Raw genomic sequence first — 14,988 nt, 5'->3', positions numbered from 1 at the left:
GTCAGAGAGGTTGGGTCGCGTGCGCGAGGAGTTGGCGGAGTCGTTGCGGCAGTTGCGTGACCTGACCGGGCGGAGTCTTCGCGATCTCGCGCGCGACATCGACGCGAGCAGTTCGTCGTTGTCGCGCTACTTCTCCGGCCAGGCAGTGCCGCCCTGGCCGACCGTGGTGGCGCTCTGCAAGGCCGCCGGGCGTGACCCGAGGCCACTGCGTGAACTGTGGGAGCACGCCAAGGACGGACCGGCGGATCCGCCGCCCGTCGCCATGCCGGTACGCAACGACCTGCCGCACGACATCACCGCCTTCACCGGCCGCAAGGTAGAGATCGAGGCGCTGCTCTCCGCAGCGTCGAGTACGGCGCCAAGCGGGACAAGAGCCACCCGAACGGCGACCACGGTGGTGGCCATCGACGGCATGGGCGGCGTCGGCAAGTCCGCCGTGGCAGTGCACGCCGCGCACCTGCTGACCGCCGACTTTCCCGACGGGCAGCTCTACCTCGACCTGCACGGGTTCACGCCCGGCCGCGAGCGAGTCGAGCCCGCGGAAGCGCTGCGCGTCCTGCTGGGAGCGCTCGGCGTACAGCCAGGCAGGATCCCCGACAGCAGTGTCGAGCGCGCTGCCCTGTGGCGGTCCGAGCTGGCGACGCGACGCGCGATCGTCCTGCTGGACAACGCGGCAGACGCCGATCAGGTGCGCGAGTTGCTGCCCGGAGCCGGCCAGAGCTTCGTCATCATCACGAGCCGCCGACGCATGGTCGAGCTGGACGGCGTACAGCCGATCTCCCTGGACGTCCTGCCTGCCCACGACGCGGCGCAGCTGTTCGTCGAGTCCGTCGGCGGCAGCCGCGCGGGCGATGTCGACGAAGTACTGCGTCGCTGCGGCAACCTCCCGCTCGCCATCCGAGTCGCCGCCGCCCGGCTGCGACACCGGCCCGCGTGGACCGTCGACACCCTGGTGGAACGACTGCGCGACGGCGAGTTGGCCGTGTCCGACGTGTTCGACATGTCGCTCCGGCAGCTCGATTCGGCGCAACGACGGATGTTCCGGCTGCTCGGCCAGGTTCCGGGCGAGGACATCGATGCGTACGGCGCAGCCGCGCTGGCCGGGATCCCGCTGGCCAACGCCCGCTCGCTGCTGGAAGACCTGGTCGACGCCCACCTCATCCAGGAGCCGGCCGCCGGCCGGTACCGGATGCACGACCTGCTGCGGCAGACAGCCCGCGCCGACGACGCCGATGCAGACCCGGTGCCGGCGATCGCTCGCCTCGCCGACTACTACCTGAGCGGCATGGTGGCCGTGAAAGACCTCGCCGGGATCCTGATTCCGCTGCCGGTCATCGTGGCCCAGCCGCCTCCCGCGCTGCCGGATCTGTCGGCCTTCCACCAGGCCGTCGACTGGATGGACGCCGAATGGGCCAACCTGGCGGCGACGTACTGGTTCGCGCTGGACCTGCGCATCGACACGTCGGTGGTCGGACTCGCGCAGCTCGCGACGATCACCCAGTCGCGGCGCGGCGGCGTGGCGCGACTGGGCCGCGCGCTCAAGGCCAGCATGCCCGCAGCCGAACGACTCGGTCGGCGGCGTGTGCTCGCCTCGCACCGGTACCTGCTGGGCGCCGTACTGCTCCGTGTTGGCTGGCTCGAAGAAGCAGTGCCGGAGCTCGAGACCGCTCGACAGCTGATGGCCGCGGAGGAAGACGTCATCGGTGAGGCGCTAGCGCTCCTGCAGTTGGCGGATCTCCGGATGTACACCGCCGACCCCACAAGCGCCGTCGAACTTCTGCGCCAGGCACAAGAACTGCTGCCACCGCGCGAGGCTGCCACGCGCGTCCAGGTGGTCGCCGGTCTCGGCCAGGCGCTGGTCCAGCTCGGCCGGTACGACGAAGCGCGCGCGGTGATCGCCGAAATCCGCGAAGGCGCCCAAGGACTTGGCCAGCAGTCGGAGCGCGTCTGCGTCGAGGTCCTCGGCCGAGCAGCACTCGGCGAAGGCGACGCCCAGGCAGCACTCGACCTGGCCGAGCAAGCCGTCGCGCTCAACCAGGCAACCCGCCAACCGATCTTCGAAGCGGTCAGCCTCACCGACGTCGCCATCGCCCTGCGACACCTCGGCCGGGTCGAAGAGGCGGAGGCCCGGTACGCCGAGGCCGCGCGAATCCTCGACCGGGCCGGCGAACCGCATCGACTGGCCCGCATCAGCCTCCCGTACGCCGAGGCCTGTCTGGCCACCGGCGACAAGGACACGGCGGCACGCGAGTTCACGGCGGTGCTCGACCTGTCCACGGCTCACGGCATCGACTACCTCCTCGAGCCGTCACGTTCCGGCCTGTCCCGGGCCTGAGCCAGAACGTCGCGACCGAGCTCGGGCCGGCGCCCTGCTCCGGCTGTCCCGTCCCGTCCCGGGACAGCAGTTCGGCAGCCGCCCGCCAGGCAAACGCCCAGGTCAGCGCACTGTCCCGTGTCCCGCACCGACGGCGCGTGGATTGTGGCGGACGGACGTCCCGCCGAAGCTTCTGCCATGCACACGACCCTGCTCACCGAACTCGCTGCACTCCCCGCACGGTGGGAAGTGCAAGGAACGGTCGCCGCTCCGGCGGAGGCGGTTGCCGAGCTCCTGCTCGCGGTGACAGCGGGCCGGGTCGGCGGCGACAACCTGCTCGTCCTGGCCGGAGCTTCGGCCGCGCGGCAGGGCGCGATGACCGTGGTGGCTGACGAAACCGGCTACCGGATCGAGCTCGCCGGCCCCCTCGAGCCGGTCGAAATCCAGGTCGATGCGGCGACGCTCGCCGTACAGAGTTGGTACGCCGGAACACACACCGTCACGGCCGGCCCCGAGGGGGCTCACGTGACCCATCGGGTCCATAGGGTCCTGCCCGACCACCCGGGTTTTGCGGACGGTATCGCCGAGCTCGGTCTGCAGGCCCGCATGGCGCGCGACCTGCGTCAGGTGCTCGAAGTCATCGCCGACCGGCTCGGCTGCTGACCACCATCCCCTTCACAGCAAGGAGCACCACGATGTCCACCACCGGCTTCACCGAAACAGGACTGCGCAGACTGCGCGACGTCCTCACCCGCCACGTCGAGTCCGGCAAGATCCCCGGGCTGGTCGCCCTGGTCAGCCGCGGAGACCAGACCCACGTCGAAACGCTCGGGACGATGCGCCACGACGGCGGCGGCGCGATGCAGCGGGACACGATCTTCCGGATGGCCTCGACCTCGAAGCCGGTCGCGGTCTCGGCGGCGATGGTGCTGCTCGACGAGTGCCGGCTGCGGCTGGACGACCCGGTGGACCAGTGGCTCCCCGAGCTCGCCGACCGCAAGGTGCTGAAGGAGCTCGGCGGCCCGATCGACGACGTCGTACCGGCCAAGCGGCCGATCACCGTCCGGGACGTGCTGACGTCGACCTTCGGGCTCGGCATGGACATGACGGTCCTCGGTACGCCGATCATGGGCGCGGTCTTCGAGCAGGGCATCACGCCGAACCTCCCGGAGCCGATGCCCGAGCAGGACGAGTGGATGCGCCGGCTCGGCACGCTGCCGCTGATGCACCAGCCGGGGGAGCAGTGGCAGTACCAGATCAGCAGCGACCTGCTCGGCGTACTGGTCTCCAGGGTTTCGGGCCAGTCGTACGAGGACTTCCTGCGCGAGCGCGTCTTCGGCCCGCTCGGCATGAAGGACACCGGCTTCTACGTCCCGAGCGAGGAGCTGCACCGACTGCCTCCGCTGTACGCACCGGACCCGGGGACCGGTGAGTTCCACGTCTGGGACGAGGCCGAGGGCGGCCGGCACAGCAAGCCGCCGGCGTTCCAGGGCGGTGGCGGCGGACTGAACTCGACCGTCGACGACTACCACTCGTACTTCCGGATGCTGCTGAACGGCGGCCTGCACGGCACCGACCGGATCCTGTCCCGGCCCGCCGTCGAGCTGATGACGGCGAACCGGCTGACGGCCGAGCAGTTGGTGGCCCGCGAGGCGATGGGTCGCGACAACGTGCACATCTCGCACGGCCAGGGCCAGCACGGCGGCTGGGGATTCGGGATGGCGGTGCGCACCTACCGCGGTGACTACGCGCCGGTCGGACAGTTCGGCTGGGACGGCGGGAGCGGCACTTCGTCGTACGCCGATCCGAAGAACCAGCTCGTCGGGCTGCTGCTCACGCAGGTCGGGGCGTCCACGCCGGACTCGACGCGGCTGCTGCACGACTTCTGGACCACCCTGTACCAGGCGATCGACTGAGCAACCCGGGGGCGGGCGCCGTGCCCGCCCCCGGCTCGCTTACGGCGTACAGGGCACGGTGCCGGCGCGGAGCGCGTGGTTGTCGTCGTTGCTGTCGTCGGACCAGATGACCGGCTTGCGGCCCGCGCTGCAGGTGGACTGCGGCGCGATGGCGAAGCCCTCGTTGTTGTAGTTGGACATCCCGCTCGGGCGGTCGTAGACCGCGGTGGCGGAGAACTTGCCCTGGGCATCGATCGCGAGGGTCGCGGTGCGGCCCTTGCAGGTGTCGTCGCAGGCCGCCCAGAGGTGGCCGGTCTCCGGCTCGAACTCGAGATCCATGACGGCGCTGAAGCCGGTGGGAATCGTGGCGACGCGGGTGTAGCCGCCGCCGGTCTGGTTCAGCGCGTAGGCGTAGATCGTCCCGTTGGCTTCGAGGCCGACGAAGAAGAGACCGGTGCCGTGGCCGGGATAGGTGCTCGGGCTGTACGCCGTACCGGTGTGCTCGTCGCGGAAGCCGTGGGCGGTGAGGAAGCTGTCGGGGATCCAGGAGATGCCCTCGGGGCCGCTGTTCGCGGCGACGGACGGCAGGTCGGTCTTCAGGTTCCACTCGGTCGTCGCGTTGAGCGAGCTGCCCGAGGACGAGACGTCGTACCGGGCGACCTTCGGGAGGCTCGTGCCGTCCTTGTCGTTGTCGCGCTCTGTGGCGACGTACAGGCCCTCGGGAGTGGAGACGACGCCCTCGGCGTCCGGGTCACCGCTGCCGTTGGTGTAGTTGAGCGTCTTGCCGGACGACCAGCCGCTCGTCGTGTCCGGCCGCCAGGTCGTGCCGTTGGGGACCAGGCGGTAGAGCTTGCTCGGTCCGTTCTTCACCGCCCACAGCACAGTCGGCGAGCCGAAGGAGACGCCGCTCAAGTTCTCGCCGAACACCTTCGAGCCATCGGCGATGGTGACCTTGGAGTCGCCCGGCCAGGCTGACTGCGGAGCTGCGGCAACGGCTGGTGAAGCGGCGGTCAGACCGAGAACCAGAACTGCGGCGGCCGCCTTGCCGCGCCAACGTGTTCGCACCATCTGCTGGTGGTCCTTTCCTCACGAAGCAACCGGAGTACGGCGGGTTGCCGCGCCCCGGGGGAAAGCTTCGGATGCACTGACAGCCACCAGTTGAACACGCAGCGAACAGAGTGGTCAGCTTTGCAGTGCCTTGCTGGTTTCGGTGAAGGACTTCAGGTCGGCGATCAGCCGGATCCAGCCCTCGCCGACCATCTCGCGGATGCGGCTGCCGGGCTCGAAGCCGGTGTGGACGACGGTGAGCTTCACCTGGTCGTCCTCGGGCTCGAGGGTGAAGGTGACGGTCGACAGCGGCTCGTCCTTGGTGGCGGCCAGGTCCTCGGCGGACAGGCCGGCGGCCTCGGCGAACTCCGGCGTGATGACGTGCCAGGTGTAGGCGAGTCGCCGGTACGGCTCGTGCTCGACGACCTTCTGGCCGGCGCCGGCCATCGTCACGTCGCCCATCTTCCACTCCATCGGCGAGCCGGGCTGCCAGTCGGTCTCGTGGTGCAGGCCCCAGTACTCGCGGGTGAACTCCGGCTCGGTCAACGCCCGCCACAGGCGTTCGGGCGTGGTCCGGATGTAGGTGGTGTAGACGAAGTCGTTGTCGCTCATGGTCTGCTGCTCCAATGCGGTCTTGAGATCGGCGAACAGGTGCACGCGCCGACGGTCGTACCGGGTGATCCAGCGGTCCGCGATGGCGTTGATCGGCTCGGCGTTCAGGTAGTGCAACTTCTCCCGTCCGCGGCGGACGGTGGTGACGAGGTTGGCGTCCTCCAGTACGGCGAGGTGCTTGCTGACCGACTGCCGCGCCATCGCGAGGACGGCGCAGAGCTCGCGCAGGGTCTGGCCGTTGCGCTGGTTCAGCTCGTCGAGCAGGCGGCGCCGGCTCGGGTCCGCGAGGGCGCGGAACGCGTCGTCCATCACGCTGATTCACTCCTAACAGGCAGTCATGTGGCTGCCTTTTGACAATAGGCAGCCGGATGGCTGCCTGTCAACGGTGCACAAGTTCGGCATAACCTCGGTGGTGACAGGGCACTCGGAAGGGTGTGAGTTCAGTGGAGTCCGATGGTCAGAAGCTTGTTCTCGTCACCGGTGTGACCGGCTACATCGGCGGGCGGCTGGTGCCCGAGCTGTTGAAGGCCGGTTATCGCGTTCGCGCGATGGCGCGAAATCCGCGGCGGCTGGAGGGGCGCGACTGGTACGACGACGTGGAGGTCGTCGAGGCTGATGCGGGGGACGAGCACCAGGTATCGGCTGCGCTCGAGGGGGTCGATGTTGCCTACTACCTGATTCACGCGCTCGGGACGGGGAAGAAGTTCGAGGCTCGCGATCGGCACACCGCGCGGACCTTCGGGGCGGCTGCGCGGGAGGCCGGGGTCGGGCGGATCGTCTATCTCGGTGGGCTGTATCCGGAAGGCGAGGAGCTGTCGCCGCACCTCGGGTCGCGGCGTGAGGTGGGTGAGATCCTGCTGGCGTCCGGCGTACCGACGACCGTGCTGCGGGCTGCCGTGATTCTCGGGTCGGGGTCGGCGTCGTTCGAGATGCTGAGGTACCTGACGGACCGGTTGCCGGTGATGGTGACGCCGCGGTGGCTCGGGACGAGGATCCAGCCGATCGCCGTACGGGATGTTCTGCACTACCTCGTTGGGAGTGCGTCGATGCCGGCTGAGGTGAATCGGGGCTTCGACATCGGTGGGCCGGACGTGCTGACGTACCGGGACATGATGCAGCGGTACGCCGATGCGGCGCACCTCAAGCGCCGGCGGATCGTCACGCTGCCGCTGCTCACGCCGTCGCTGTCGAGCCACTGGGTCGGGCTGGTCACGCCGGTGCCGAACAGCATCGCGCGGCCGTTGGTCGACAGTCTGATCCATGAGGTGGTGCGCAAGGAGCACGACATCGCCGCGTATGTGCCGGATCCGGCGCCTGGGTTGATCGGCTTCGATCGGGCTGTCGAGCTTGCGCTGCAGCGGATCCAGGATCTCGACGTCACCACGAGTTGGGCTTCTGCTGCGACGCCCGGCGTACCGAGTGATCCGTTGCCGAGCGATCCGGACTGGGCCGGTGGTTCCCTGTACGTCGACGAGCGGCAGAGCGCGATCTCCGCGTCTCCGGAGCAGCTCTGGTCGGTGATCGAAGGCATCGGCGGCGGCAACGGCTGGTACTCGTGGCGCCTCGGTTGGTGGGCCCGCGGCCTGCTCGATCGCGTCTTCGGCGGACCCGGCCTGCGCCGCGGCCGCCGCAACCCGAAGGACCTCGCCGTCGGCGACCCGCTCGACTGGTGGCGCGTCGAAGACCTGGACGAACCGAAGCTGCTACGCCTACGCGCCGAGATGCGTCTCCCCGGCCTGGCCTGGCTGGAACTCATCGTCGACCAGGACACTGAGGGCCGAACGATCTTCCGCCAACGAGCCCTCTTCCACCCCCGCGGCCTCCCGGGCCAGCTCTACTGGTGGGCCATCAAACCCTTCCACGGCATCGTCTTCGGCGGCATGCAACGCAACATCGCCCGCGCGGCCGACGCAACCGAACGGAGGTAGGGGCGGGAGCCGGCCGCCCAGGAAGCGCCAGTAACCTCCGGCGACGGCGCGCTGCGCCCGCGCGCGCGTCTCGTCTGCGTCTGAGCCTTGCGTCGCGCTGTGCTCGCGCCGCATCTCGCCTGCGCCCACGCCGCATCCGCGTCGCGCTGTGCTCGCGCTGCACCCAGCCTGCGCCCGCGCCGGACCCATCGCGCTGTGCCCGCCCGTGTCGCGCTCGCCTGCACTGCGCTGGCTGGTGAACCGGTCAGGAAGGGAGTGGGGGCAGAGCCGGTTGCCCGGAAGCGCCTGCCGCCTCCGGCGACGGCGCGCCGTGCTCGCGCCGCATCTCGCCTGCGATCGCGCCGCATCCGCGTCGCGCCGTGCTCGCGCCGCACCCAGCCTGCGCCCGCGCCGGACCCATCGCGCTGTTGCTCGCCCGCGTCGCGCTCGCCCGCACTGCCCAGGCAACTGCGCTGGCTGGTGAACCGGTCGGGAAAGGGGGGTGGGGGCAGAGGGCCGGCTGCCCGGAAGCGCCTGTCGCCTCCGGCGACGGCGCGCCGTGCTCGGGTCCGCGCCGTGCTCGGGTCCGCGCCGTGCTCGGGTCCGCGCCGTGCTCGGGTCTGCGCCGTGCTCGGGTCCGCGCCGTGCTCGGGTCCGCGCCGTGCTCGGGTCCGCGCCGTGTTCGGGTCTGCGGCGTACCAGGTCCGCGTGGGGTGTTGGGCTTGGTGGTAATCGTGTTGACGCGCGGCTGACCATAGAGGCGTGGAGATCTTGAGTTTGGGTTATCGGACGGATCTGTTGCTGCTTGCTCTGGGTGGGAGTGAGGTGACGGATGGGGGCGGCCATGTGGTGGTGCGGACGCCTGCGAATCCGACGTTCTGGTGGGGGAACTTCTTGCTGCTGCCGGGGGCTGTTGGGGCGGGGCAGCTTGGTGGGTGGCTGGAGGTTTTCGCGGGGACTTTTCCGGACGCCAAGCATGTTGCCTTGGGCATTGATTCGGTGGACGGGGTGGCGGGGGACGAGGGGGAGTTGGCGGCGGCCGGGTTCCGGGTGGAGCGGAGCACGGTGATGACGGCGCGGAGTGTGGTGCCGCCGGCTCGGCCCAACTCGGCTTCGGCGTACCGGTTCTTGAGCAGCGATGACGACTGGGAGCAGTTGGTCGGGTTGACCCTGGCGGCCAATCCGATGGAGATGGACGGGTACGAGGACTTCGTACGGCGGCGCGAGGCGGCGCATCGAGCCGTGGTCGAGGCAGGGCATGGCCAGTGGTTCGGGGCGTTCGACGGGGATCGGCTGCAGGCTTCGCTCGGGCTGCTGACGGACGGGTCCGGGGTGGCCCGGTTCCAGGACGTGCAGACGCATCCGGACGATCGCGGGCAGGGGATCGCCTCGACGTTGGTGCACACCGCTTCGACGTACGGGTTCACGGAACTGAAGGCGGAGACGCTGGTGATGGTCGCCGACCCGGAGTACCTGGCGATCCGGATCTACCGGGCGCTCGGGTTCGACGGGACCGAAACGCAGGTGCAGCTGACGAAGCCCGCGCCGTAGTGATCGGTACGGCGTGAAAGGCTGGGCCGTATGACGAGTGTGCGCGGAGTCGCGCTGGTGACGGGTGGAAGTCGCGGGATCGGCGCCGCGGCGGCGATCGCGCTGGCGGGCGACGGATGGGACGTCGGGATCAGCTACCGGACGCGCGAGGACGAGGCCGCTCAGGTGGTCGCCGCGTGTGAGGCGGTCGGGCGGCGGGCTGTCGCGGTGCGGGCCGACGTGGCCGAGGGCGCGGAGATCGAGCGGCTCTTCGACGAGGTGACGCGCGAGCTCGGGCCGATCGGGGCCGTCGTCAACAACGCGGGGATCGTGTCGCCCGCGGGGCGGGTCGACGAGTACGACGTGGCGCGGCTGGAGCAGGTGTTCCGGATCAATGCGATCGGTGCGTTCCTGGTTGCTGGTAGCGCCGTACGGCGGATGTCGACGGCGAAGCGTGGTGCCGGCGGGGTGATCGTGAACGTGTCGTCGCGTGGTGCTGTCCTGGGATCGGCGGGCGAGTACGTCGACTACGCGGCGAGCAAGGCGGCGGTGGACACACTCACCGTGGGGCTCGCGAACGAGGTCGCCAAGGAAGGGATCCGGGTGCTCGGGATTCGGCCGGGGCTGATCGAGACCGAGATCCACGAGGAGGGGCGGCTGGAGCGGATCGGTTCGACGCCGCCGCTGGGTCGGCCGGGCAAGGTCGAGGAGGTCGCTGAGCTGATCGTGTTCCTGGCATCGGATCGTGCGTCATACATGACGGGCTCGATGGTCGACGTCGCAGGCGGTCGCTAGCCGGCGCGCCGTCGGGCTGGCGGTTCGGGCTGGAACAGAGGAGTCGACGTCGGGCGTCAGGCCGATGGCTTGGGATGCGCCAAGCGGGTCGACGTCGGGCGTCCCCGCACAGTGACTTCATCGCCGGGATGCCAGAACGCGGATTCAGACGGCGCCGCCTCCTCGACCGCCGACATCGACGCCAGCACGTGGTGGTCGGTCTGTTTCGCCAGATCGCTCAGACGCGCCGCCTCGTTCACCGGATCGCCGATCACCGTGTACTCGTACCGCCGTACATCACCAACCGTCCCGGCGACGACAGTCCCGGCCGTGATCCCGATCCCAGCCGTTGCCTCAGGCAACTCCTCGCCGAGCCGCCGGGCCAAAGCACGCCCAGCCCGGAGAGCGCTCCCCGCCGCATCCGGCAGCTCGGTCGGCGCACCGAAGACGGCCAGCACCGCATCACCCGCGAACTTGTTGACGAATCCGTCGTTCCGATCCACCTCGTCGACCACGATCGCGAAGAACCGGTTGAGCAGCTGCACCACCTCGGCCGGCGGACGCCCGGCGGCGAGTTCGGTCGAGCCGACCAGGTCCACGAACAGTACGGCGGCGAACCGCTCCTCCCCGCCCAACGAGTCGCTCGTCAACGCTTCCCGGACGACGTCCGGTCCGACGTACCGGCCGAACAGGTCGCGGATCCGCTCGCGCTCACGCAACCCGGCGGCCATCTGGTTGAAGCCTGACTGGAGCGAGCCGAGCTCGGTGCCGTCGAAGACGGGGATCCGGACGTTCAGCTCACCGTCGCCGATCACCGAGAGCGCGTTCCGCACCGATCGCACCGGCGCGACCACGGACTTTGCCGAGAGCAACGTCAGCAGCCAGCCGCAGACCAGGACGATCGTGCCGAGTACGAGGATGATCACCGACAACCGCGTCGCCGAGACGTCCTTCTCGATCAGGGCGATCACGGCCGTGAGCATCAGCCCGAGCACCGGTACGGCGGAGCCCGCCGCCCAGAAGAACACCGTGCGCGCCTTCAACCCGGCCGCCAGCAGGCGACGCGGCGGCGCACCGTCGGCCAGCGCGCGGGCGGCGATCGGGCGCAGAGCGAACTCGGTCAGCAGGTACGACGCCGCGCAGGTGACGATCCCGCCGTCGAAGGTCGTGACCATCACGCGGAGCACGCTCTCCGGCTGGAGCGCGAGCGTCAGCAGCGTGAAGAAGACGGTCCCGAGCAGCCAGAGAAAGACCTCGATCATCGTCAGCCGCAACGGAAGCTGGAGGGTGGCGATCTGCTCCTTGCGAGTCGCCGGGCGATCTTCCAGCACCCAGCTGGTCACGCGAAGCGCGAGCCGGGTACTCCAGATCGCGCCGACCAGCAGCGCGAACAGGAAGTACGCCGGGAACGCGATCCACCGGACGAGGCTCAGCTCGTCGCCGACTGCCGGGCCCGGCAGCACCCAGACGGCGAGTACGAAGACGACCGCGGCGCCGATCACGTTGGTGCCGATGGAGAAGAAGGTCAGCAGCAGCTGCACCCGGATCCGCAGGACCCGGGGGTTCTGGTCGACCGGCCCCAGCAGCCACGACCCGAACGGCCTGCGCTGCAGCACCACCTCGGGGCTGCTGCTCTCCGCCATCATGCCTACAGTCTGCAAGCTCATGGTGTCGTACCGGCGCACCACCCCGGTCAGATGAGCGGTTGGGACATGACTCCCCGGACTACACCTGCAGGAACCTGCAACCCATGCTGAGCAACTTGGCACGGTGCTGCCCCTGGCTCTAATCGGCCGCGTCATCGACCTGTCGGCTGGGTAATGTCCTGCGGACCACGTCTGCGAACGACTGCGGCGAATGACCCCCTGAAGGCCTCGGGAGCCCCCCTGTGACCCACGACCGCCACTCCTACGCCGAACCGGCTCTGGTGCGCACCACCCACCTGGACCTGGAGCTGGACCTCGACTTCAATGCCAAGGTGCTGGTCGGGACCGCCACGCACACGCTGGCCTGGAGTGGGCCCGGCGACCGCCTCATCCTGGACAGTCGCGACCTGACCGTCCTGGAGGTCGAGGGCTCGACAGCTGACGGCTGGAAGCCGCTCGAGCACAACCTGGCCTTCCCGGACGACGAGCTGGGCTCCGCACTCACCATCCGCACCGCCGGGCACGAGCAGGTCCGCGTGAGCTACAGAACCGCGCCGACGGCGACCGGGCTGCAGTGGCTGGAGCCGGAGATGACGGCGGGCGGCGTACTGCCGTTCATGTTCAGCCAGTCGCAGGCGATCCACGCGCGCAGCTGGGTCCCGGTGCAGGACACCCCGGGCGTCCGCTTCAGCTACGCCGCCCACGTGACCGCTCCGCCCGAGCTGATGGTGCTGATGAGTGCCGACAACGGCACTCAGTCCCGCCGTACCGGCTCGTACGACGTGGTGATGCCGGAGCCGATTCCGTCGTACCTGCTGGCGATCGCGGCCGGTGACCTGGTGTTCGAGCCGATCGGTGAGCGGGCCGGCGTCTGGGCCGAGCCGGAGATGGCCAAGCGGGCCGCCACCGAGTTCGGCGACACCGAGGAGATGATGCGGGTCACCGAGGCCCTGTTCGGCCCGTACCGCTGGGGCCGGTACGACGTGCTGGTGCTGCCGCCCTCCTTCCCGTACGGCGGGATGGAGAACCCGCGGATGACGTTCGCGACGCCGACCGTGGTGATCGGCGACAAGTCGCTGGTCAGCGTGATCGCCCACGAGCTCGCGCACAGCTGGTCGGGCAACCTGGTGACGCAGGACAGCTGGGACGACATCTGGCTCAATGAGGGCTTCACGTCGTACGTCGAGAACCGGATCGTCGAGGCGGTCTACGGGACCGAGCTGGCCGTCATGGAGACCGCGATCAAGCAGCACTCGACCGTGCTCAAGCTGGATCCGCTGAGCCCGGCCCAGCTGGCGGTGGAGCTGCCCGGGCTGAACCACGGCACGGAGTACCACGGCACGACGTCGCTGGGCCCGCTGAAGGGCTCCTGGTTCCTGTCCTGGCTGGAGGAGCGGTTCGGGCGCGAGGTGTTCGACCCGTTCCTGCGCGGCTACTTCGACCGGTTCGCGTTCCGCAGCATCAACTCCGAGGACTTCGTGGCGCACCTGCAGGAGCACCTGCTGACGCCGCGGCCCGGTGTGGTGACGCTGGACGAGGTAGCGGCCTGGCTGGACGAGCCGGGCATCCCGCGGTTCGCTGCGCGGGCCGAGTCGGACCGGTTCGAGGTCGTGGACCGGCTGCGGGACAACTGGCTGCGCACCGGTGAGCTGCCGGCGGGCGGCAAGACCTGGACGACGCAGGAGTGGCTGCGCTTCCTGGACGCCGCGCCGGACGTGGTGGGCGCCGAGCAGCTGCGGGAGCTCGACCGCGAGTTCGACCTGACCGGTACGGCGAACGGCGAGATCGCCCGCCGCTGGTACTCGATCGTTGCCGCCAGCGCCTACACCCCGGCGTACGACGAGCTGGCGACGTTCCTGACCCGCGTCGGCCGGATGAAGCTGGTGCTGCCGGTCTACAAGGCGCTGAGCGGGTCGGAGGCCGGCCGGGAGTTCGCGGCGCGGGTGTTCGCCACCGCCCAGCCCGGCTACCACCCGATCACCACCGCAGCGGTGCAGAAGATCCTCGCCGCGGCCAGCTAACGTCTGGGGTATGTCGACCGAGTTCGACCGCCCGGGAGTGCTGGCGGCGCTGTTCAGGCCTGGTTCGCGCGCTGCGCCCGGGCAGGGTCGCCGTACGCCGCGGGACTGGGTGGTCGACACGCTGTTCGTGCTGCTGGCGGCCGTGGGCAGTCTGCTGGTGGCCGATCCCACGGACAAGGCGTTGCTGCCGGTCGTCCCGGACACCGTGAACTTCTGTCTGGGGCTGCTGGCCGCGGTCTCGCTGCTGGTGCGCAGACGCTGGCCTGTCGAGCTCGTCGTCGTGCTGACGGTCCTGTCGGTGTTCGTCCCAGCGGTGGGTGGAGCGACCGGGTTCGCCCTGTTCAGCGTGGCCGTGCACCGGCGCCCGGCGGTGAGCGTGTCGATGCTGGGACTGTCGATCGTGTCGGCGGCGCTGCAGTTCTGGCTGTACCCGATCCCGATCGACATCCCGTACGGGTATCTGTTCATCGTGGGCTTCGTCAGCCTGAGCTGCGCGGCGATGGTCGCGTGGGGCATCGTCGTACGGACCAGACGTCAGCTGATGCTGTCCCTGGAGGAGCGGGCGCGTCGGGCCGAGTCGGAGCAGGAGCTGCGGGTCGAGCAGGGACGGCGGCGCGAGCGGGAGCGGATCGCCCGGGAGATGCACGACGCGCTCGGGCATCGACTGTCGCTGCTGAGCGTGCACGCCGGGGCGCTGGAGTTCCGGCCGGACATGCCACCCGAGGAGCTGGCCGTGACGGCCGGTGTGATCCGGGCGACCGCGCGGGAGTCCATGGACGACCTGCGGGAGATCGTCGGCGTACTGCGTGGGCCTGGGCTGAGCGATCCGGGCGGGCAGCGGCCGCAGCCGGGGATCGGGGAGATCGCCGAGCTGGTGGAGGAGTCGGTCGCTGCGGGCATGCAGGTGAGGTTCGAGCCGCTGGCAGGTGAGGCGGACGGGCTGCCGGCGTCTACTGGGCGGCACGGGTACCGGATCGTGCAGGAGGGGCTGACCAACGCGCGCAAGCATGCGCCGGGGTCGCTGGTGTGGGTGGAGCTGAGTGGTGGGCCTGGCGACGGGCTGACGATCGAGGTGCGGAACAGGCTGGTTCCTGGAGGGGCGTCGCCTGGGTCGCAGGTCGGGCTGGTGGGGCTGGCTGAGCGGGCCACGCTGGCTGGAGGACGGCTTGAGCACGACGTACGGGCAGGTGAGTTCCGGCTGACTGCTTGGCTGCCCTGGCCGAGCTGATCAGGTGGTTGCCC

Annotated in this window: 11 protein-coding genes; 8 read left to right on the top strand and 3 right to left on the bottom strand. The window is 69.8% G+C overall.

Annotated elements, in window-relative coordinates; genetic code table 11:
- The first annotated feature begins 19 nt into the window (after window positions 1–19).
- From ACYVIO_RS33660 to ACYVIO_RS33650, 3 genes are all read left to right on the top strand, one after another.
- On the top strand, window positions 20–2,335 hold the full coding sequence (locus ACYVIO_RS33660) for a helix-turn-helix domain-containing protein (protein WP_460654983.1): 2,316 nt from the start codon (window positions 20–22) through the stop codon (window positions 2,333–2,335).
- A 117-nt stretch (window positions 2,336–2,452) separates the two neighbouring features.
- Window positions 2,453–2,977 (top strand): hypothetical protein, encoded by a 525-nt coding sequence (locus ACYVIO_RS33655; RefSeq protein ID WP_460654982.1) that lies wholly within the window; start codon window positions 2,453–2,455, stop codon window positions 2,975–2,977.
- A gap of 32 nt (window positions 2,978–3,009) precedes the next feature.
- A complete protein-coding gene (locus ACYVIO_RS33650; RefSeq protein ID WP_460654981.1) occupies window positions 3,010–4,230 on the top strand; it encodes a serine hydrolase domain-containing protein in 1,221 nt (406 codons plus the stop codon).
- 39 nt (window positions 4,231–4,269) lie between these two features.
- Here ACYVIO_RS33650 and ACYVIO_RS33645 read toward each other — a convergent pair whose 3' ends face one another.
- Window positions 4,270–5,277, bottom strand: a complete 1,008-nt coding sequence (locus ACYVIO_RS33645; RefSeq protein WP_460654980.1) for a hypothetical protein — start codon at window positions 5,275–5,277, stop codon at window positions 4,270–4,272.
- A 114-nt stretch (window positions 5,278–5,391) separates the two neighbouring features.
- Entirely contained in the window at window positions 5,392–6,177 is a 786-nt protein-coding gene (locus ACYVIO_RS33640; protein ID WP_460654979.1) for an ArsR/SmtB family transcription factor, read from the bottom strand.
- Window positions 6,178–6,311: 134 nt separating this feature from the next.
- Here ACYVIO_RS33640 and ACYVIO_RS33635 point away from each other — a divergent pair, with 134 nt between their 5' ends.
- From ACYVIO_RS33635 to ACYVIO_RS33625, 3 genes are all read left to right on the top strand, one after another.
- Window positions 6,312–7,796, top strand: coding sequence for an SDR family oxidoreductase (locus ACYVIO_RS33635; RefSeq protein WP_460654978.1), 1,485 nt, complete (start codon window positions 6,312–6,314; stop codon window positions 7,794–7,796).
- A 741-nt stretch (window positions 7,797–8,537) separates the two neighbouring features.
- Entirely contained in the window at window positions 8,538–9,326 is a 789-nt protein-coding gene (locus ACYVIO_RS33630) for a GNAT family N-acetyltransferase (RefSeq protein WP_460654977.1), read from the top strand.
- A gap of 30 nt (window positions 9,327–9,356) precedes the next feature.
- A complete protein-coding gene (locus tag ACYVIO_RS33625) occupies window positions 9,357–10,100 on the top strand; it encodes an SDR family oxidoreductase (protein WP_460654976.1) in 744 nt (247 codons plus the stop codon).
- Window positions 10,101–10,156: 56 nt separating this feature from the next.
- Here the strand turns inward: ACYVIO_RS33625 and ACYVIO_RS33620 are convergent, their stop codons facing one another.
- Window positions 10,157–11,725 carry an adenylate/guanylate cyclase domain-containing protein gene (locus ACYVIO_RS33620; protein WP_460654975.1) on the bottom strand — a complete coding sequence of 523 codons (1,569 nt, stop codon included), beginning with the start codon at window positions 11,723–11,725 and terminating at the stop codon, window positions 10,157–10,159.
- Window positions 11,726–11,967: 242 nt separating this feature from the next.
- On the opposite strand from ACYVIO_RS33620, the gene ACYVIO_RS33615 reads away from it, so the two are divergent.
- Both ACYVIO_RS33615 and ACYVIO_RS33610 read left to right on the top strand, forming a co-directional pair.
- On the top strand, window positions 11,968–13,746 hold the full coding sequence (locus tag ACYVIO_RS33615; RefSeq protein WP_460654974.1) for a M1 family metallopeptidase: 1,779 nt from the start codon (window positions 11,968–11,970) through the stop codon (window positions 13,744–13,746).
- A 10-nt stretch (window positions 13,747–13,756) separates the two neighbouring features.
- Window positions 13,757–14,974, top strand: a complete 1,218-nt coding sequence (locus tag ACYVIO_RS33610) for a sensor histidine kinase (protein ID WP_460654973.1) — start codon at window positions 13,757–13,759, stop codon at window positions 14,972–14,974.
- The last annotated feature ends 14 nt before the right edge of the window (window positions 14,975–14,988 follow it).

The sequence above is a fragment of the Kribbella endophytica genome, from assembly GCF_054781295.1.
This window is presented reverse-complemented; position numbering and strand designations above follow the sequence as displayed.

Excerpts from the sequence above, each read along its gene's own strand:
- ACYVIO_RS33650 (WP_460654981.1), top strand. The coding sequence starts at position 3,010 with ATGTCCACCACCGGCTTCACCGAAACAGGACTGCGCAGACTGCGCGAC.
- ACYVIO_RS33645 (WP_460654980.1), bottom strand. The coding sequence starts at position 5,277 with ATGGTGCGAACACGTTGGCGCGGCAAGGCGGCCGCCGCAGTTCTGGTT.
- ACYVIO_RS33640 (WP_460654979.1), bottom strand. The coding sequence starts at position 6,177 with ATGGACGACGCGTTCCGCGCCCTCGCGGACCCGAGCCGGCGCCGCCTG.
- ACYVIO_RS33625 (WP_460654976.1), top strand. The coding sequence starts at position 9,357 with ATGACGAGTGTGCGCGGAGTCGCGCTGGTGACGGGTGGAAGTCGCGGG.
- ACYVIO_RS33620 (WP_460654975.1), bottom strand. The coding sequence starts at position 11,725 with ATGATGGCGGAGAGCAGCAGCCCCGAGGTGGTGCTGCAGCGCAGGCCG.
- ACYVIO_RS33610 (WP_460654973.1), top strand. The coding sequence starts at position 13,757 with ATGTCGACCGAGTTCGACCGCCCGGGAGTGCTGGCGGCGCTGTTCAGG.